Source organism: Pseudomonas jessenii (assembly GCF_002236115.1).
Lineage (GTDB): Bacteria > Pseudomonadota > Gammaproteobacteria > Pseudomonadales > Pseudomonadaceae > Aquipseudomonas > Aquipseudomonas jessenii.
Genome location: NZ_NIWT01000010.1, coordinates 240,284 through 259,610, shown reverse-complemented (window position 1 = coordinate 259,610; position 19,327 = coordinate 240,284). Strand labels below are relative to the sequence as shown.

15 protein-coding genes are annotated in these 19,327 nt (G+C 61.7%); 11 read left to right on the top strand and 4 right to left on the bottom strand.

The genetic code is table 11. The features are described from left to right. The first annotated feature begins 12 nt into the window (after positions 1 to 12). The 6 genes from thiL (at position 13) to PSJE_RS29640 (ending at position 4,269) form a co-directional block, all read left to right on the top strand. Positions 13 to 978 carry a thiamine-phosphate kinase gene (thiL, locus tag PSJE_RS29665; protein ID WP_057713128.1) on the top strand — a complete coding sequence of 322 codons (966 nt, stop codon included), beginning with the start codon at positions 13 to 15 and terminating at the stop codon, positions 976 to 978. Further along, on the top strand, positions 975 to 1,478 hold the full coding sequence (locus tag PSJE_RS29660) for a phosphatidylglycerophosphatase A family protein (RefSeq protein WP_007970166.1): 504 nt from the start codon (positions 975 to 977) through the stop codon (positions 1,476 to 1,478). Before thiL ends, PSJE_RS29660 begins: the two co-directional genes overlap by 4 nt. 53 nt (positions 1,479 to 1,531) lie before the next feature. Next, positions 1,532 to 2,272, top strand: a complete 741-nt coding sequence (locus PSJE_RS29655; protein WP_090451660.1) for a substrate-binding periplasmic protein — start codon at positions 1,532 to 1,534, stop codon at positions 2,270 to 2,272. A gap of 163 nt (positions 2,273 to 2,435) precedes the next feature. Continuing rightward, entirely contained in the window at positions 2,436 to 3,053 is a 618-nt protein-coding gene (ribA, locus tag PSJE_RS29650; protein WP_008053837.1) for a GTP cyclohydrolase II, read from the top strand. Next, positions 3,050 to 3,469 carry an MFS transporter gene (locus tag PSJE_RS29645; RefSeq protein WP_090451658.1) on the top strand — a complete coding sequence of 140 codons (420 nt, stop codon included), beginning with the start codon at positions 3,050 to 3,052 and terminating at the stop codon, positions 3,467 to 3,469. The genes ribA and PSJE_RS29645 overlap by 4 nt, the downstream gene beginning before the upstream one ends. Next, positions 3,469 to 4,269, top strand: a complete 801-nt coding sequence (locus PSJE_RS29640) for a cobalamin-binding protein (protein ID WP_090451656.1) — start codon at positions 3,469 to 3,471, stop codon at positions 4,267 to 4,269. Before PSJE_RS29645 ends, PSJE_RS29640 begins: the two co-directional genes overlap by 1 nt. A gap of 136 nt (positions 4,270 to 4,405) precedes the next feature. On the opposite strand, the gene PSJE_RS29635 is transcribed toward PSJE_RS29640, so the two are convergent. The 4 genes from PSJE_RS29635 to PSJE_RS29620 all read right to left on the bottom strand — a co-directional run bounded on the left by PSJE_RS29635 (position 4,406) and on the right by PSJE_RS29620 (position 9,563). After that, positions 4,406 to 6,289, bottom strand: coding sequence for a TonB-dependent receptor domain-containing protein (locus PSJE_RS29635; protein WP_090451654.1), 1,884 nt, complete (start codon positions 6,287 to 6,289; stop codon positions 4,406 to 4,408). Between the two features lie 157 nt (positions 6,290 to 6,446). Beyond that, the gene (dxs, locus tag PSJE_RS29630) at positions 6,447 to 8,345 is read right to left on the bottom strand and encodes a 1-deoxy-D-xylulose-5-phosphate synthase (RefSeq protein WP_057713133.1); all 1,899 of its coding nucleotides are present in this window, start codon (positions 8,343 to 8,345) and stop codon (positions 6,447 to 6,449) included. Between the two features lie 91 nt (positions 8,346 to 8,436). Continuing rightward, positions 8,437 to 9,324: a (2E,6E)-farnesyl diphosphate synthase gene (gene ispA, locus PSJE_RS29625; RefSeq protein WP_057713134.1), complete on the bottom strand. Its 888-nt coding sequence runs from the start codon at positions 9,322 to 9,324 to the stop codon at positions 8,437 to 8,439. Next, a complete protein-coding gene (locus tag PSJE_RS29620) occupies positions 9,321 to 9,563 on the bottom strand; it encodes an exodeoxyribonuclease VII small subunit (RefSeq protein WP_007970180.1) in 243 nt (80 codons plus the stop codon). Before PSJE_RS29620 ends, ispA begins: the two co-directional genes overlap by 4 nt. 409 nt (positions 9,564 to 9,972) lie before the next feature. Between PSJE_RS29620 and PSJE_RS29615 the strand changes: the two genes are divergently transcribed. From PSJE_RS29615 to PSJE_RS29595, 5 genes are read left to right on the top strand one after another with little or no spacing between them, the layout of a single operon-like run. Then, entirely contained in the window at positions 9,973 to 10,761 is a 789-nt protein-coding gene (locus PSJE_RS29615) for a YfaP family protein (RefSeq protein ID WP_090451651.1), read from the top strand. A gap of 39 nt (positions 10,762 to 10,800) precedes the next feature. Further along, positions 10,801 to 12,513: a DUF2138 domain-containing protein gene (locus PSJE_RS29610; RefSeq protein WP_090451649.1), complete on the top strand. Its 1,713-nt coding sequence runs from the start codon at positions 10,801 to 10,803 to the stop codon at positions 12,511 to 12,513. Beyond that, a complete protein-coding gene (locus PSJE_RS29605) occupies positions 12,510 to 13,148 on the top strand; it encodes a DUF1175 domain-containing protein (protein ID WP_057713137.1) in 639 nt (212 codons plus the stop codon). Before PSJE_RS29610 ends, PSJE_RS29605 begins: the two co-directional genes overlap by 4 nt. Next, positions 13,145 to 17,704 (top strand): alpha-2-macroglobulin family protein, encoded by a 4,560-nt coding sequence (locus PSJE_RS29600; RefSeq protein WP_090451645.1) that lies wholly within the window; start codon positions 13,145 to 13,147, stop codon positions 17,702 to 17,704. The genes PSJE_RS29605 and PSJE_RS29600 overlap by 4 nt, the downstream gene beginning before the upstream one ends. A 1-nt stretch (position 17,705) precedes the next feature. Then, positions 17,706 to 19,325, top strand: coding sequence for a DUF2300 domain-containing protein (locus PSJE_RS29595; RefSeq protein WP_090451643.1), 1,620 nt, complete (start codon positions 17,706 to 17,708; stop codon positions 19,323 to 19,325). Positions 19,326 to 19,327 lie beyond the last annotated feature (2 nt).

Genomic DNA, 19,327 nt, shown 5'->3' with positions numbered 1-19,327 from the left:
ACAGGATACCTGATGGGCGAGTTTGAGCTGATCCGCAATTTCTTCGCCGCCGCGCCTTGTGCGCAGGGCGGCGAAGGCGTTGCCCTCGGGATTGGCGATGACTGCGCCTTGCTGGCTGTTCCCTCCGGGGAGCAGATGGCGATTTCTACCGATACGTTGGTGGCCGGCGTGCATTTCGCCGATCCCTGCGATCCGTTTCTGCTCGGTCAGCGCTCGCTGGCCGTGGCCGTCAGCGACCTGGCCGCCATGGGCGCCACCCCGATTGCCTTTACCCTTGCCCTGACCTTGCCGACGGTGACCGCCGATTGGCTGCAAGCCTATGCCCGTGGTTTGAACCAGATGGCGCAAAGCTGCGGCGTGGCGCTGGTGGGCGGTGACACGACCCGTGGGCCGCTGAGCCTGACCATGACCGTGTTCGGGCACGTGCCGGCCGGTCAGGCGCTGACCCGCAGCGGTGCGCAACCGGGCGACCTGCTGTGTGTCGGCGGCAACCTGGGCAATGCCGCCGGTGCCTTGCCCTTGGTGCTCGGCCAGCGCACGGCCGAAGCACGCATTGCCGAGCCGTTGCTGGCGCATTACTGGTCGCCGCAACCGCAGCTCGGTTTGGGGCAGGCGCTACGGGGCAAGGCGACTTCGGCGATGGATATCTCCGACGGCCTGCTCGCTGACTGCGGGCATATCGCGCTGGCGTCGAAGGTTGGTATCGAAGTCGAGCGGGATCGTTTGCCACTGTCGCAGAGCCTGGTCGACTTTCTCGGCCAATCGGACGCACAGGTTGCGGCCCTGAGCGGCGGCGACGACTACGTCCTGGCCTTCACCTTGCCGTCCGTCGAGTTGCCGCTATTGCTGGCCGATGGCTGGCCAATCCATGTGATTGGTCAAGTGGTGACGGGGCAGGGCGTGAAGCTGCTGGACGCCGATGGCAAAGACATCACCCCGCAAACCCGGGGTTATCAACATTTTCGGGAGTCACCGTGACAGATCATCCCAAACAGGTCCCGGCGGAATTCGTACCGCCGTCGGTCTGGCGTAATCCATGGCATTTCCTGGCGTTCGGCTTCGGCTCGGGCACCTTGCCAAAGGCGCCCGGCACTTGGGGGTCGTTGGTTGCGCTGCCCTTTATTCCGTTGTGGCAGATGCTGCCCGACTGGGGTTACTGGCTGATGCTGGGCATCACCATGCTGTTCGGCTTCTGGCTGTGCGGCAAAGTGGCCGACGATTTGCGGGTACACGATCATGAAGGCATCGTCTGGGACGAAATGGTCGGGATGTGGATCACCCTGTGGCTGGTGCCGGAAGGCTGGCAGTGGTTGCTGGCGGGTTTCCTGATGTTCCGCTTCTTCGACATTCTCAAGCCATGGCCGATTCGCTGGATTGACCGGCACGTACATGGCGGCGTCGGCATCATGCTCGATGATGTCCTGGCCGGGGTGTTCGCCTGGTTGGCGATGCAGGGACTGGTGTGGTTTTTCGCCTGACCGGGGATTTCCAGGCGTTGATCATGAGAGCTGTTTATCGGGGGAAGCGGGGGATGACTGTACGCGGATTGATGGTGATGGCGTTCGCGATGTTTTGCTCTTTTGTCCAGGCGGGAGGAGGGGGTGCTACGCCGCCGTCGGTGATTCATCTGGCCAGCGAAGAGTGGGAAGGCTACACCGCCGCTGACGGTCATGGACTGGGTTGGGACGTGCTACGGCAAGTGTTCGAGCCGGCGGGCGTCAAGGTCGACATCCGCACCGAGCCCTACGTACGTTCGCTGGGCCTGGCCGAACGTGGCGAGGTCGATGCCTGCGTCGGCTCCTATCGTGACGATTCTGAGGGTGTGCTCTATCCCCATTGGAACTTCGACACCGATCACATCTATGCCCTGGGCCTGGCCAGCAGTCCGGTACCCACCCCGCAAACCCTGGGCAATTATCGACTGGCCTGGGTTCGTGGCTACGACTACCAGGATTACTTGCCCAATGTGCGCCACTTCGACGAAGTGCAGCGGCGTACCGGCATCGAGTCGATGCTGATCCACAATCGTGCCGACTTTTACATCGATGCCCTGACCGAAGTCGATGAGGTCATCAAGCGCGCCAAGGATCCGTCCCAACTGCGGCGCACCCATATCGCCGAGTTGCCGCTGTACCTGTGCTTTGCCAAAACCTCGAAGGCGCGCGCGTTAATGGCCCTGTTCGACCAGCGCATGGAGCAACTGGTGAAAAGCGGCGAGTTGAAACCGATTTTTGAACGCTGGAAACAGCCTTATCCGTTTGAAGATAATTGACCCCGATTCAAGGACTGATACTGAACCTTGTGGGAGTGTCTTCAGGGCGTATATCAAACATTTTGATAGTTATCGCCGATAATTCAGCCTAAGCGTCCTCCGGAACCTGCTGTTACAATGCCGGCTCTGCGAATCTTCAGACTTTTAGATCAGGAGCACACCGGTGCCTGTCGTTTTTGTCGCCGCTTCCAAGCTGCCAACGCCTTTTGCGCAATTCACCATGCATGGCTTTCTCGATGAAGCCACCGGCCGCGAGCACGTTGTGCTGAGCCTGGGTGAATTCGACGACGGTGCCCCGGTACTCGGCCGGTTGCACTCCGAATGCCTGACGGGCGATGCCCTGTTCAGCCAGCGTTGCGACTGCGGCTCGCAACTGGAGGCCGCCTTGCAGGCCATCGCCCGCGAAGGTCGTGGCGTATTGCTCTACCTGCGTCAGGAAGGCCGGGGCATTGGTCTGCTGAACAAGATCCGCGCCTATGAGCTGCAGGACGGTGGCGCCGACACCGTTGAAGCCAACGAGCGCCTGGGCTTTGCCGCCGACCAGCGTGACTACGCCATGTGCCTGCCGATGCTGGAGCACCTGGGCGTGAAGTCACTGCGCCTGATGACCAACAACCCGCGCAAGGTCAAAGCCTTGACCGACATGGGTATCGTGGTCGCCGAGCGCGTGCCGCTGCACACCGGCCACAACCCGCATAACCGACTCTACCTGGCGACCAAGGCCAGCAAGCTCGATCACATGATGGGCAATGAGCATCAGGGCGAGGTAGACCGGGCGTGACCCGCGGTCAGGTGCGGCGGCGACTGTCCGTCAACTGGTGGCAATACCTGGCACTGGCCTTGTTGCCGCTGTTTGTGATCAACGCGGTGTTCGGCCAGAGCGAAGCCATTCTGCCGGTGCTGGCGATGCCGTTGTTCATCGCCGGAGTTGCCTCGATGTTTGTCAGCCTGAAGCTTTTCGGCGCCTACAAACACGCACTGATCGCCACCCAGAAAGCCCTCGACACCCCTGAAGAACCTGCTGCCTGGATCAGTCTGGCGGCCAAGCGGCGCACGGCATTCCTGGCTGCCGGGCTGCCGGCCTGGATCGCTGCCCTGGCGGTGTTCGTCGGTCTCGAAGCCGTGCCGCTGATGCTGCTGGCACTGTCGACCGCCGTGTTGTTCTACCTCTACCGTATTCCGCGTCAACTCGGTTGATGCGCGCGCTCTGGCTGGCGGTGTTGCTGCTGGCCGCCAGTGGCTCGGCCGTCGCGGTCGAACGGGTTGTCAGCCTCGCACCGTCGCTCTCTGAAATCGTCGTTGAACTGGGCTCCGCCGACCTCCTGGTCGGTGTGCTGGACGCCGGTGAGCGACCTGCCGAACTCAAGGACCTGCCCTCCGTTGGCCGCTATGGCCAGCTGGACATGGAGCGCTTGCTCAGCCTGAAGCCCGATCTGTTGCTGCTATGGCCCGGTAGTGTCGGCCCGGCCCAGCGTGACCAGCTCAAGCGACTGAATATTCCCACCTACGTCGCCGAACCCCGCAGCCTGGACCAGCTCACGGTGCAGATCGAAGCCATTGCTGCTCGGCTCGATCGGCCTGAACGCGGAATTTCATTGGCCAGCGATCTACGCCAGCGGCTGGATGAATTGCGCCAGCGTTATCGCCGGGACAAGCCGTTACGAGTGTTCTATCAGGTCTGGGATCGGCCGCTGTATACGATTGGCGGCGAGCAGATCATCAGCGATGCGCTGGAGGCCTGCGGTGCGCAAAACGTGTTTGCCGACCTGAAGCTGCCGGCACCGCAAGTCAGTGTGGAGGCGGTGTTGCAGCGTAATCCCGAGGTGATTCTGGCCAGCGATCAGGCGCAGCTTGATGCGTGGAAAGCCTGGCCACAGGTGGCGGCGGTATCACAAGGGCAATTGCGCCTGGTGACGGACAAGGGCCTTGAGCGGCCGAGTGGGCAGATGATCGAGGCAACGGCAAAGCTTTGTCATTTGATTGCGTCAGACCGCTGAGACCGAGGTGCTTTCATCGCGAGCAAGCTCGCTCCCACAGGGATCCGGTTTGATCGAAAAACTGTAATTCAACCGCAAAACCTGTGGGAGCGAGCTTGCTCGCGATGAGGCCGGTCCACACACCTCTTATTTTGGATCAGATCTCTGGTGTCCACGTCACCCCGAACATCCACGCCCGACCTTCCTCGCGATACCCATACTGGCTACCTTGGTAGCTGTACAGCGCCCGGCTGTAACCCTTGTCCAGCAAGTTATCGACCTTCAGCTCCAGCTGGATTTCACGATTGAGCTCCCAACTGCTGCGCAACCCCAACAGGGCATAACCACCCAACGGCTGTTGATTGTTCAAGTCGTCATAGCTGCTGCTGACCGCTTGCCAGCTGGCGCCGAGGCCCAGGCGATCGAACTGTCGGTCCAGGTCCAGGCTCAAGGTGCGCCGCGCACGGCGGGCCAGGGTGTGGCCCGTATCACGGTCGCGTGGGTCGATGATCGCCACGCCAAGGTGGCTCTGCCAGCCGAACAGTTCCTGCTTCAGCGCTGCTTCGAAGCCGTTGATCCGTGCCGAGGCGACGTTTTCGGGGCGTGAGTTGCTGCCGAAAATGATCGCGTCTTCAAGGTCGGTGCGATACAGCGACGTCTCCAGGCGACTGCTCTCGGTCAATTGGCTGCGCCATTGCAGCTCATAGCTCTTGGATGTTTCGGGTTTCAAATCCGGGTTGCTGAAATCCGGGTAATACAGATCATTGAACGTCGGCGCGCGGAAGCCTTCGCTATAGGTCAGCAGCACTTCGTTGTCCGGGTTCAGCGGCACGGTGAAGGTGCCGCTCCAGGTGTTCTGGCTGCCGAACTGCTGGTTATCGTCGTGACGCAGACCCAACTCCGTAGAGAAACTGTCGGCCTGAAAGCGATGCTGGATAAACACGGCGCGGTTCCAGCGGCTGTCTTCGTCGAACGCTGTGGTGCTGTTGATCCGGTCTTCGTACCAGTCGCCACCGAGCATCAGGCTGTTGCGCTCGTTGAGCGTCAGATCGTTCTGCCAGTTGACCGAGTCGCGGTAAGTATTGAAAACACTGCGCTCATCGCTGAGCTTGTCGAGGGTTGTCTCGCGGTTTTCGCTGTGACCGAGTTCGACGCGGGTTTTCCATACCTCATTGATCTGTGCATCAATGTAGCTGCTGACGCTGCTCACATTGAAGTCGTTGTAGGGCTGCTGTTGATAGGACTTGTCCGTCACGTAATCGTAACGGCCGAACGGACTATCAAACTCGCTCTTGCCACGGTTATCCAGCACGTTGGCGCCGACTTCGACGTCTTCCGTCAGGGTGTGACTCAGGCTCAGGCTGAGGGATTTGTTGCGGTAGGCGTCGTGATCGCCATCACTGGGATACGACTCGTGGGTGCGATTGATCCCGGCGGTTTCATCGAGGCTGGCGCCGAGGTTGAAGCGGGTTCGCTCATCACCACCGGACAGGCCAAGGCTGCGCTCCCAGGTCTGATTACTGCCAAAACCGGTGTGCATGCGCGGTTGCAGGCCTTGTTCACCGCCGCGGCGGGTGAAGATCTGGATCACCCCGCCAATCGCATCGCTGCCGTAAATCACCGAGCGGGAGCCGCGCAGCACCTCCACGCGTTCGACCTGTTCGATATTGATGTGTTGCAGGTTGCTGTCGCCGGAGGTCGAACTGCCGATGCGTTGGCCATCCACCAACACCAGGCTCTGGGCCGACTGGGTGCCGCGGATATAGACCCCCGGAATGCTGCCGCGCCCGCCGGACTGCGAGACTTGCACACCCGGTACTCGACGCAACAGGTCAGTGACGCTATCGGGTTGCAGGCGATCGATGTCGTCGCGGGTGAACACGGTGTTGGCGGCGCTGCTGTCATTGCGCGCTTCGACCTGGCGGTTGGCGCTGATCAACACGTCGGGCAGCTTCAGGGCCTGGTCGCGTTCGAAGGTGTCGGCCAGCAATTGACCGGCCGGCAGCAGGGTCAGCGTCAGGGCGAAGGGAGAGAGTTTCATGGGTAGTCCGTTGGTGCTTTGAGGCGAATACAGTTTTGATAGGCGCTGAAAACCACTGTGGGAGCGAGCTTGCTCGCGATAGCGGTGTATCAGTCAGCATCTGAGTTGACTGACAGTCCGCCATCGCGAGCAAGCTCGCTCCCACAGGGTTTTGCGTTTAGATGTTCAGCAGTTGCAGGCGCTCGCGGATCGAAGCCTCGATCCCGGCTTCATCCAGCCCGCACTCAGCCAGCATTTGCGCAGGCTTGGCGTGTTCGACGTAAATGTCCGGCAAGCCCAGGTGCAGCATCGACTTGAGGATGTTTTCGCGGGCGAGGAATTCGCTGACCGCGCCACCGGCGCCGCCCATGATCGCGTTTTCTTCGACAGTGACCAGTAGCTCGTGGCTGCCAGCGATTTCGCGAACCAGTTCTTCATCCAGCGGCTTGACGAAACGCATGTCGACCACGGTCGCGTCCAGCGTCTCGGCGACTTTCAGGGCTTCGGCCAGTTGCACACCGAACACCAGCAGGGCGACTTTGCTGCCCTGGCGGCGGACTACGCCCTTGCCGATCTCGATCGGTTCGAGGTCTTTCTCGATGGTCGCGTTCGGGCCGTTGCCGCGTGGGTAACGCACCGCTGCCGGGCCTTCGTACAGGTGGCCGGTGGTGAGCATCTTGCGCAGCTCGTTTTCATCGCTCGGGGTCATCACCAGCATGCCGGGGATGCAGCGCAGGAACGACAAATCGAAGCTGCCGGCGTGGGTTGGGCCGTCTTCGCCGACCAGGCCTGCGCGGTCGATGGCGAACAGCACGTCGAGGTTCTGCACCGCGACGTCATGCACCAACTGGTCGTAGCCGCGTTGCAGGAAGGTCGAGTAGATGGCCACCACGGGTTTGGCCCCTTCACAGGCCATGCCGGCCGCAAGAGTGACGGCGTGCTGCTCGGCAATGGCGACGTCGAAGTAGCGCAGCGGGAAGCGTTCGCTGAAAGCGACCAGGTCCGAGCCTTCCTTCATCGCCGGGGTAATCCCGACCAGACGCGGATCGGCCGCCGCCATGTCGCACAGCCACTCGCCGAACACACCGGAGTACTTGGGCCCGCTGGCCTTTTTCGGCGCGGCGGCCGGGGCGTCCAGCGGTTCGAGTTTGGTGATGGCGTGGTAACCGATCGGGTCGACTTCCGCCGGGGCGAAGCCTTTGCCTTTCTTGGTGACGACGTGCAGGAACTGCGGACCTTTCAGATCGCGCATGTTGCGCAGGGTAGCGATCAGAGTCGGCAGGTCGTGGCCATCGATGGGGCCGATGTAGTTCCAGCCCAGTTCTTCGAACAGCGTGCCGGGAACCAGCATGCCTTTGGCATATTCTTCGGTCCGACGGGCGATTTCCCAGGCACCGGGCAGGCGCGACAGCACTTTTTTGCTGCCTTCGCGCATGCTCGCGTAGGTGCGGCTGGAAAGGATCTTCGCCAGGTAGTTCGACAAGCCACCGACGTTGCGCGAGATCGACATGTCGTTGTCGTTGAGGATCACCAGCATGTTGGCGTCCACTTCCGGCGCATGGTTCAGCGCCTCGAACGCCATGCCCGCGGTCAACGCGCCGTCGCCGATCACAGCAATCGCCTTGCGCTCGCTGTTTTGCAGGCGGGCGGCAATCGCCATACCCAGCGCGGCACTGATCGAGGTGCTGGAGTGGCCGACGCCAAAGGTGTCGTACTCGCTCTCGGAGCGGCGCGGGAAGGCGGCGACGCCGTCCTTCTGGCGCAGGGTGCCCATGCGCTCGCGACGACCGGTGAGGATCTTGTGTGGATAAGCCTGATGACCCACGTCCCACACCAGCCGGTCGTCCGGGGTATCGAAGACGTAATGCAGCGCGATGGTCAGCTCGATCACGCCCAGGCCGGCACCGAAATGTCCACCGGTCTGGCCGACCGTGTAGAGCAATTCCAGGCGCAACTCATCGGCCAGGGTTTCCAGCTCGGCTTCGCCTAACCGGCGCAGGCCGTCCGGCGTGTTCGCGCGGTCGAGCAGGGGCGTGGTCGGGCGCTTGCGGGGAATCTCATGAAACGTCGTGGGCATCAGGCGAATCGTTATAGGTATAAAAGATGCGGCAGTTTACCTGATGCATCGTCCCCTGCCCACGCGTTGGTCTTTTTTGGCGGATTCGCCGTCAGCTGCGGCGATCGACGATATACCGGGCCAGATCACGCAACGGCTCGGCCGCTGCGTCAAACGGTCGCAGTGCGTGCAGGGCCTGGTCGCGCAGCTCCAGGGCATAGGCCTTGGCGGCGTCGAGGCCGAGCAGGGACGGGTAGGTCGGTTTGTCCCGGGCAATGTCGGCGCCCTGGCGTTTGCCGAGGGTTTCGGTATCGCTTTCGACGTCGAGAATGTCGTCTTGCACCTGGAATGCCAGACCGATGGCCTGTGCATAAGTCTGCAGGGACTTGAGTTCGTCTTTCTCGGCACGGCCGCTGGCCAGGGCGCCGAGTTTGACGCTGGCCTCGATCAGCGCGCCGGTCTTGTGCCGGTGCATGTACTCCAGGGCTTTCTGGTCGAGCTTCAGACCGACCGAGCCGAGGTCGATGGCCTGACCGCCAACCATGCCCGCCGGGCCTGCCGCCAACGCCAGGGCACTGACCATTTGCAGGCGGATTTCGGCATCCGACGCGCTCAGGCGTGGATCGAGCAGGGCGCTGAAAGCCAGGCTCTGCAAGCCGTCGCCGGCGAGGATCGCGCAGGCTTCATCGAATTTCTTGTGGGTGGTTGGCTGGCCGCGGCGCAGATCGTCATCGTCCATTGCTGGCAAATCGTCATGCACCAGCGAGTAAGCGTGGATCAATTCCACCGCACAGGCCGCACCGTTGGCTTGCTCGGCCTTACCGCCCAACGCCTCGCATGCGGCGTAGGCCAACAGTGGACGCACGCGTTTGCCGCCATTCATCACGCTGTAGCGCATGGCTTCGTACAGCCGCGCCAGCTCGGGGCTCGGTGCGGTGAACAGGGTTTCCAGCGCTGCATTGACGCGGGCCTGGCTGGTGGCCGAGTACGCTGCAATCATTCTGGCTGATCCGCGTCGAAGGGTTCCTCGGCCAACTCGCCATCACGCTCGAGCAGCACCTGAACCTTTTGCTCGGCCTGGGCCAGCGCCGCCTGGCAATCGCGGGTCAGGCCAATGCCTTGCTCGAAAGCGGCCAGCGAGTCCTCCAGCGACAATTCGCCATTCTCCAGGCGCTCCACCAGCGTTTGCAGGTCGGCGAGGGATTGTTCGAAATCCAGTGCAGCTTTTTTGCGGGCCATGGCGGCGATTTCCGGTTGACGTTAAACCGGCGCGACACTAGCAGATAGGGGGGGTATGGGCAAATGAGCGGGGGATTTGGTGCTGCCCATTCCTGTAGGAGCGAGCTTGCTCGCGATGGTCGTTAACGATGACGCGTACTGTCTGATTTGACGCGGTGTCCTTGCGTTCATCGCGAGCAAGCTCGCTCCTACAGGGTGGAAGATGCTTTTCGGCTCACCGTCCACCCAGCGCTGTGATTCCTCCCGCAAATCCAGATGCGCCCGATTGTTAAAAAACACCTGCACGTCTAACCTTCGCGTCATATTCGACTCGGCAATCACGGGTCTTTCAGACGAAACGCAGTATCCACATCTGTAATGCGCTCAGGATCAGGCGCAAGGTTTCGTCATGCATGGCAGGAGGCGTCACATGCGCTCATTTCTTTTGCTGCTGATCGGGTTGGTCTGTGTGCCGGTTCTGGCCGCGCCAAGTGCCGAGGTGTCGGAGCCGGTGGGCGGCTGGCGCTTCAACGGGTTGCTGGACCGCACGGAAAACCCGCAAGTCGCCTATCCCACGCCACCCATCGACCGGGGCGTTCAGCGCAATCGCACGATGATCGAAGGCCGGCTCAAGGCCCTCGGCACTCAGCGCGGGCCGCACACGTTGGCGGTCAACGGCAATCCGCTGAACCTCTATACCGACGAACAAGGGCGTTTCGCCCGACCTTATGCGTTTGGCGCCGGTTCCAACAGCGTCGAAGTGCGCAGCGCCGAAGGCCAGTCTCTCAAGCGTGTTCAATTCTATGAAGCCAACAACCTTCGCACCCCGGCGCGGATTCGCGTGGTGCTGGGTTGGGACGATCCGAAAGCCGAACTCGACCTGCATATTGTCACGCCTGATGGCCAGCATGCCTTCTGGGCGCATTCGGCCTTGACCAATGGCGGCGGCCTCGACCCCGACGGCGTCGATGGCCCGGGTCCGGAAATGTTCACCATGACCGCACCGCTGCGTGGCACCTATCTGGTTTACGTGAACTATTGGGGCAACTTCGGCAGCGGCGGCTATAACTTCGATGAGACCAGCAACCAGAACGAGGTGATTACCTCGCAGATCAACCTGGTGCTCAACGAAAACACCGTCGATGAAAAACGCGAGACGTTCATCGTGCCCCTGCGTGCGATCGGCGATCTGCTGCTGGTCAAGACTTTCAACTACTAAGCATCCCCGCTCCACGGATGAAATTCGGGTTTTGTGAACATGAGTGATAGCACTGTTACTCCGGCCGCTGGCGCACCCGCGGCCAAACCTCCCCTGCATTGGCCGACGCTGCTGATCGGAATATGCCTGGTCGTTGTCGTGGCCGGTGGGTTGGGGTGGTTCATGCACAAGCCCAAGGCCCCGGCCCCCGTGTTGGCCAGTGACAAGCTGGGCATGAGCCGCCCGGATGGCCTATTGGAAACCCACTCCCTGAGCCAGTTGCCCAAGGACTTGCTGGCGGTGCCGTTCCTCAAGGAAACCCTGACCGAAGATTTCGTCTTCTATTACGAAACCCATGCCGATCGCTTGGGCTTGATCGGCAGCTTGCGGCGGATCATCTACGAACACGACCTGAAACTGCAGGACACCTTGATCGAGCAGTTGTTCGATCAGCCTGCCGATGTAGCGTTGTGGCGCGGGGCGGATGGGCGGCTCAAGGAGTTCCTGCTGGTGATGGATCGCGGCGGGCTGGCCAAGGTGCTGGAGCCGCTGGCCAAAGTGGCGCTGGGCGACTCGCAGCTGAGCAAGGTCGCTGACGTGAAGGTCGGTACCGACGACGTGGCGCTCTATCAACTCAACTACAACGCGAGCAAGGCGCTGCTGTTCGCGTCCCATGGCGACAAACTGGTGGTGTTGTCCAATCCGGCGAAACTCTACGACCCGCAAAGTGGCGCAACGGAAGAATCGGGCAGCGTGTCGACCACGGCCATTGCTGCGCTGCTCAATGGCGACAAACTGTTTCCCGAAGCCTTCGGCCTGGCACCTCGTGAGCCGCAAGTGAAACAACGCCTGTCGGTGAATGCCAGCGTGCTGGCCATGGGTTACCAGCGTTTCATCCCTAACTTCGCCGGCCTGCGTTTTGACATGGACGACAAGGGCTGGCACAGCTTCCTGGCCATGGATGAACTGGAGAATCAGCCAGACTTCGATTTCAAACCGATCTGGCAAGCCATGCCCATGGGCGCCAGCGCTTGCGTGGCGTTGCCGCTGGCGGCCGAACAACAGAAACCGCTGCTGGTGAAGCTCGGTGCGCAAGAGTCAGTGGCCCAGGCGCTGACCGAACACATGGCCGGCGTGGCGGGCTTGTGCTGGTATGCCGATTCGCGGTTGTACACACCCTTGCTGGTGGCCAGCCTCAACGATGATGACAGCGGCAAACTCGATGGAGATCTGGGCAGCCTGTTCGACACGATGGTCGGTGCCTACGAGAGCAAGGTCGAGGACGGCGCCTTCCCGGTGGTGGAAAAACAGGAAGGCCAGAGCCACCAGTGGCAACGCCAGGTCAGCTCCAGTTTCGGTCCCTATGCGGCCAAAGAGGCCGAAAACCCCGACGCGATCACCGGCAAGACGTTCATGAAAGTCAGCCTGGCGCGGCATGGTTCGACGTTGCTTTTTTCCCTCGATGACAAGTTGGTGGACAAGGCTCTTGGCACCCTCGACAAACGCTTCCCGCCGATGGCCGACGTGGTACCTAAAGACCTGCTGATGCCGGTCTATTTCGGCCCGGATTCCATGGCGCAACTGATGCAGCAGGAAACCCTCGACAGCCTGCCCCAGGACATGGAACCGGTGTTCTATAACGCCGCGCAAACCTACCTGATCCCGAAGCTGCGCAAGCTCGGCGGCTACGGTAAATACGCCCTGACCTTGCCCGAAGGCAGCGAGCCAGACGGCCACTGGCAGTGGCTGCCGCTGGAGTGGAAAGCCCTGTGACGGCATTGATCCGAAGTCTCGGCCTGCTGGCGTTGTTGCTGAGCGCGGGTGCCCGCGCTGTCGAGGCACCGTCGCTCGACCCACAGCAATCCCAGGTGTTTCGTGCCTGGTTCGTGCGCATTGCCCAGGAGCAACTGAGCCAGGGCCCGAGCCCGCGCTGGTATCAACAAGACTGTGCCGGGCTGGTGCGCTTCGCCGCTAACGAAGCGCTGAAAGTCCATGACGACAAATGGCTGCGCAGCAATGGCCTGTCCAATCGTTACCTGCCGCCGGAACTGCAATTGAGCGACGCCCAGCGCGGTCTTGCCCAGCAATGGCAGCAGGGCGGCGGCAAGGTCGGGCCATACGTCAATGCGATCAAATTGATCCAGTTCAACAGCCATCTGGTCAGCCGCGATGTGTCTCAAGCGCGCCCTGGCGACCTGATGTTTTTCGACCAGGGCGACGACCAGCACCTGATGATCTGGATGGGCCGTTACATCGCCTATCACACCGGCACCAGCACCCCCACCGACAACGGCATGCGTTCGGCAAGCCTGCAGCAACTCATGACATGGAAGGACACCCGATGGATACCCGACGCAGCCAACCCCAACTTCATCGGCGTCTATCGACTGAATTTTCTTTCCCAATGACCGGTGCCCGCATGCTGCGTTTTCTGTCTCTGATGTTGGTATTGGTGCTGCCGTTCTCGGCGGTAAACGCCGAAGACTCGGTCCCGGCCAGCGGCTATGCGCCAGTGGCCGGCGAGAGTTTTTTCCTGCTGGCCGACAGCAGCTTTGCCAGCGATGAACAGGCGATGGTGCGCCTTGAAGCGCCGGGTCGCGACTATCGTCGGTTTCGCATGGAGCCCTACGGCGGCGCCGATATTCGGGTGTATCGCATCGACAAACCGCTGGATTTCCTCAAGCGCCAGAAGAACCTGCATCGAGTGGTCAGCGATGGCCAGTTCAAGGGCGAAGGGTTGTCCAACACCCTCGCTTACCTGTGGGACAACTGGTATCGCAAATCCCGTCGGGTGATGCAGCGGGCGTTTTCCTACGAGTCGCGTAAACAAGTCACCGAGGAAGTGCCGGAACTGAAGATGGGCAACGCGATGGCCGCGCCAACGCCCTACGATGCGCAGCCGCAATTTGCACTGATACCGGGTTTGCCCGTGGTCAGCCAGTTCCGTTATCCGTTGTGGCAGGCCAAGCCGATCCAGCCACCTGCCGGGGTGAACCTGGCCGGTTCTTCCAGCGAGTTCGTCAGCGTCGCGCCGGGCAACGTGTACATCCCGTTGGGCAATCTCAAGCCGGGTCTTTATCTGGTGGAAGCGCTGATCGGCAAGTACCGCGCCACCACCATGGTGTTCGTCTCCAACACCGTGGCGGTGAGCAAGATCGCCGGTGACGAATTGCTGGTGTGGGCCGCGCGCAAACACGAAGGCAGCTCGGTGCCGAAGGTCAATGTGCTGTGGACCGATGGCCTGGGCGTAATGAGCAGCGGCGCCACCGATACCGATGGCTTGCTGCGCTTGAAACACGTCAGCCCCGAGCGTTCGTTCGTGATCGGCGAAGACGAAGAGGGCGGGGTGTTCGTCTCCGAGAATTTCTACTACGACAGCGAAATCTACGACACCAAACTCTATGCCTTCACCGACCGGCCGCTGTATCGACCGGGGGATTGGGTGTCGCTGAAAATCGTCGGGCGGGAGTTCAAGAACGCGCGGGACTCGGTGCAGCCAAGCGCGGCCGACGTCAATGTGACCGTGCTGGATGCGACCGGCACGGCGCTGCAATCCCTCGATCTGAAGCTCGATTCCAAGGCTGGCACCCAGGGCCGATTCCAGTTGCCCGATAACGCTGTGGCCGGTGGCTATGAACTGCGTTTCAACTACAAGGATCAGGCTTACAGCAGCGCCTTCCGCGTGGCTGAATACATCAAGCCGCACTTCGAGATTTCGCTCAACCTGGCCAAGCAGGATTACCGCACAGGCGAACCGGTCAAGGGCAGCCTGGTGCTGCTGTACCCGGATGGAAAACCGGTGGCCAATGCGAAACTGAGCCTGAGCCTGCGCGCCCAACAGCTGTCGATGGTCGACAACGAACTGCAATACCTCGGGCAATTTCCGGTGGAGCTGACCAGCGCCGAATTGACCACCGACGCCAAGGGCAGCGCGTCCCTTGACTTGCCGGCAGCGGACAAGCCCAGTCGCTACATGCTCACGGTGTTTGCCAGCGACGGTGCGGCGTATCGGGTCAAGACCACCAAGGAAATCCTCATCGACCGTGGCGCGGCGAATTTTCGCTTGAGCGCGCCTCAACGCTTCAGCGCGGTGGGTGACAAGGTTGCCTTCAGCTACGCCCGCGAAGGCGAGCAAGCCGATGCGGTTACGCCAGGCAGCTATGGCTGGGTGCGTTTGGAGGACCAGAGCACCGGCGAAGGCAAGCTCGCGGCAATCGACAAAGGTTTCACCCTGGCCTTTGACCGGCCAGGCACCTACAACCTGACGCTCAAGGATGATCATGGCCGGGCGGTCGGCGCCACCGGCCATTCGGTGACCGGCGAAGGTGTCAAAGCCGTACCCGGCACCGTGGAAATCGTCCTCGACAAGCCCGAGTACATCGCAGGCGATGAAGCGCTGGCGCTGATCACTTTCCCCGAGCCAGTGAGTGATGCGCTGTTATCTCTGGAACGCGACAAGGTCGAAGCCACTGCGCTACTTTCCAAGGGCGGCGACTGGCTGACGATGGAAAAACTCAGCGATACCCAATACCGCGCGCGCATCCCGGTGAAAGACGGTTTCGCGCCGAACCTGACCTTCTCGGTGTTGTACACCAAGGGCGGCCAATACAGTTTCCAGAACGCCGGCATCAAGGTGGTAACGCCACAGATCGACGTGGCCATCGCCACCGACAAAGAAACCTACCTACCGGGTGAAACCGTCTCGGTGGACCTGACCACCGGGTTCGCCGGCAAAGCGATCCCCGCGCACCTGACGGTCAGCGTGGTCGATGAAATGGTCTACGCCCTGCAACCGGAAGTCGCGCCGAGCATCGACCAGTTCTTCTATCACCCACGGCGCAACAACGTGCGCACCAGCGCCAGTTTGTCGTTCATCAGTTATGACGTCGCCTTGCCGGGCAGCCCCGGCGCACCGGGCAAGGCCAATCGCAGTGAGCGCGGCGTGAAAGTGCTGGAGCGGCCGCGTCGCGAGGACGTTGACACGGCGGCGTGGCAACCTGAATTGCTGACCGATGCCAACGGCAAAACCCGCTTCACCTTCAAGATGCCCGACTCCCTGACCCGCTGGCGCATCACCGCCAGGGCCATCGCCGATGGCGGTCAGGTCGGGCAGAAGAAGCAGTTCGTACGCTCGGAAAAACCGCTGTACCTGAAGTGGAGCGGGCCGACCCGATTCCGCGCCGGTGACAAACCGGACCTCGGTGTGTTCGCCTTCAGTCAGGCCGAGAAACCGGTCAAGGCCGAACTGGTGACCCGTTACGCCGGCAACGAACAGCGCGTGCCTGTAACTCTGAACAGTGGCATCAACTACATCCCGTTGCCGACCTTTGAACTGGTCAATGGCGAGTGGAGCGCCGAGCTGATGCAGGATGGCAAAATCGCTGATGCCCTGGCGGTGCGCCTGAGTGCGACCGGTGAAGGCTGGCAGGTGACTCAAACCCAGAGCCTTGATGTGGGTGAGGGCGATACGCCGCTGACGTTGCCGACAGACGCCAGTGATATCCGCCTGCGTCTGGACGACAGTCCGCAAACGTTGTTCCGTTCTGCACTCGACGATCTGTTGAGCTACCCCTACGGTGGCGTCGAGCAGACCGCCAGCGGCCTGCTGCCATTGAGCATCGCCTACCCGACGCTGGCGGCGAATCCGCAGATCCGCGATCGCCTGCGTCTGATCATGCAAAACAGTCGCTTGCGTCTGGTACAAATGGCCGGCCCTTCGGCGAGCTTCACCTGGTGGGGCATGGATGGCGAGCCGGATGCATTCCTCACCGCCTATGCCTACTACGCCGACTGGCACGCCAGCCAGGTGCTGGAACTGAGCCTGCCGCCGGAGCATTGGCAGCGGGTGCTGGAGGTCTACGCCAAACAGGCGAAGAACACGCCGTTGTTGCAGCGGGCGCTGATCCTGTCGTTCGCCAAACAGATGCAGTTGCCGGTCAACACCTTGCTCAGTGGCTTGATGGACGACCTGGCGAAAGCGGGCGAGGGCACCGCGGCGAACCTGATGGAGAACGGCGAAGACAGCCTCGTCATGAGTGATCCGGATTCAGCCTTGGGGCTGGCGGCTGCACGCGTGCTGACGGCATCGTTGGCCAGGCAAGCGAAGGTCGCTTTACCGGACGCGTTCAATCGGCAACTGGCCGACGCGCAGCAACGTCTGGCGGTCAGTTCCCAGCCGTTTGCCGAAGCGCTGAACCTGTCGCTGCAACCCTTCGATCAGGCTCACGCCCAGGCCTTGCTGCAACGTTTGCTGCCTCAGCAATCGACCCTGGAACGTGCGTTGGCGTTGACCTGGCTGCAACGCAGCATCGAGCAGGCATCGCCCACCATTGCATTGGCGCCGGGTGAGGGCTGGAAGAAGCAGTACGGGGCTTCTGGGGAGATGTATTGGACGTGGCAGGGGGCTGCGCCAGTGCCGACGGTATTGACGCTGACCGGCGCGCAAGAGCGTCCGCTGCGCGCTGCATTGAGTTACCGCAGCCAACAGCCGGCGGTCGATCCGATGGCCGTGACCATCACCCGTCGCCTGTCGCGATTGGTGCCGGGGGATGAGGCTTTCACCTTCAAACTTGAAGCGGTCGGCAACGCGCCACTGTCCAGCGACAACCTCTATCTCGATGAGGTGATCGTCACCAGCCAAGCCGCCAGACCGTTGCGTTACGGGATGCTGGAAGTGCCGCTGCCACCGGGCGCCGATGTCGAGCGCACGACCTGGGGCATCAAACTCATGGGCAAGGCCGGCACCGAGCCGACATCGCTGGAGAAGGCGCGTTTCGAACCGGGGCAAATGGCTTACGCCATTCCGGTCGATGCCTTGAGTGGTGAATTGCGCCTGAGGCATTTGGTGCGTTTCTCGCAGAAAGGGCAGTTCAACTTGCCGCCGGTGCGTTTCACTCAGGTTTATGCGCCGCAGCATCAGGCGATGGAACAAAAGGCAGCCCTTGGCCAGGTCACGGTTCACTGACGTGCACAGGCGGCTGACAGCTTGGTTGTTGTGTTTGATCCCTGTGCTGGCAACGGCGCAGGACGAACCTTTGCGCCTGGCCTTCAAGGGCGATTTGTTGTCGCTGAGTCGAACGCAGGTGATCACCCGCGAGCCGTTGCCGCAGACGTTGCAGTCGCCATTGGGCAGTGTGTGGAAGTTGTTCGTCTACGCCTGGCTGGTGGACACCGGCGCACGTGAGCCGGCTTATGAATGCCGGGGCCAGTCGAAGGAAGAGGTTTATTGCTGCACGGCGGGCGGCAGGATCGAGCGTGATCAGGCGTTGGTGAAGTCATGCGGTCTGTATTTCGAACCCGCACGGTTGGGCATCAGCGATGCCGACTGGCGAGCCTATTGGCAGACGCGGCAGGCGCCGCAATGGTTGCTGGATTTGCCTTCGTTGCAACCGGCTACCCGGGTTTCGGTGGCGGAACTGTTGAAGATGTTGGCCGTGCTGCCGGCGCAGGATCAAGCCCGGCGTGTGTTGCTCGATGTGATGCTCAATGCCGCCGATGGCCAGGTCGTCGGCGAACTCGGAAGCCGTCTGCGGGTGAAGACCTGGAGCTGGCTGGCGGATCAGGATGCAACATCGCGACAGGGCGGGTTTGCCGGTTGGACGGCGGACGGTACACCGGTCTGGGCCGGCGGGCGCGGTACCAGTCAACGGGTACTGCGTGATTACGCGCAGGCACTGTCTACCGTGATTCCTGTTGCATGGCCTGTGGATGCAGGGCAGTGCGTAGAGGTCGACCTGTTCTCTCGCTATCCACTTCGGCGCGTGCTGTCAGGGGGCACCGCAGTGACTTCCGGGGCATTGCAGGGTGACTACCGCGTCGAATTCGCCAACGGTAATGCGCTGGATATCCACAGCGACGGTGAACTGTTTCTGCTGAGCGACAAGCTCGTGGCTCGTCTGAATCGCGAAGAGTACGTTGCCCGTGTGCTCCAGCGCGAAGCCAGTACCGAACCGGTCGAAGCCGCCAAAGCCCTGGCCGTGGCCATCCGCACTTACCTGCTGCAAAACGCCACGCGCAGCGGTGACTGCCTGAGCATCGACGACAGCAGCAGTCGTCAGCGGGTCGCACCGCGTCCGGCGTCGTCCGAGTCTCGCGACATCGCCGCCTGGACCAGCGACCTGGTGCTGGCCGGCAGCACCATCACCTACCATTCCGATCAACCCGGCCCGGACAAACTGTCCTGGCAGCAAGCCGTCGAACAGGCCCGTGCCGGCCAGCGCTACGACGCCATCCTGCTGCACGCCTACCCACGCGCCAGTCTCAGTCGCTGGGACAACCCGGTCGCGTCCTGCGAAGCGTTACCTGCCGCACAAGAATGGCTGCAGAAACAACGGCGCGGCTGGCGCCAAAAACTTGAAAGCGAAACCGGCTACAACGAAGTCAGCACCTTCGCCGTATGCCGTCTGGCATTCGGCCGCCCCTATGTCGACCGCGAACGCCAGCGTATCTACGTGCGTGGCGCGCAGACACTGCAAGACCGCCTCGACCTGACCCACGAATACCTGCACCTGGCCTTCGAAGCACACCCCAATGGCCAGGATGAAACCTACATCGAAGGGCTCGCCCGCCACCTCTTGCTGGAATAGAC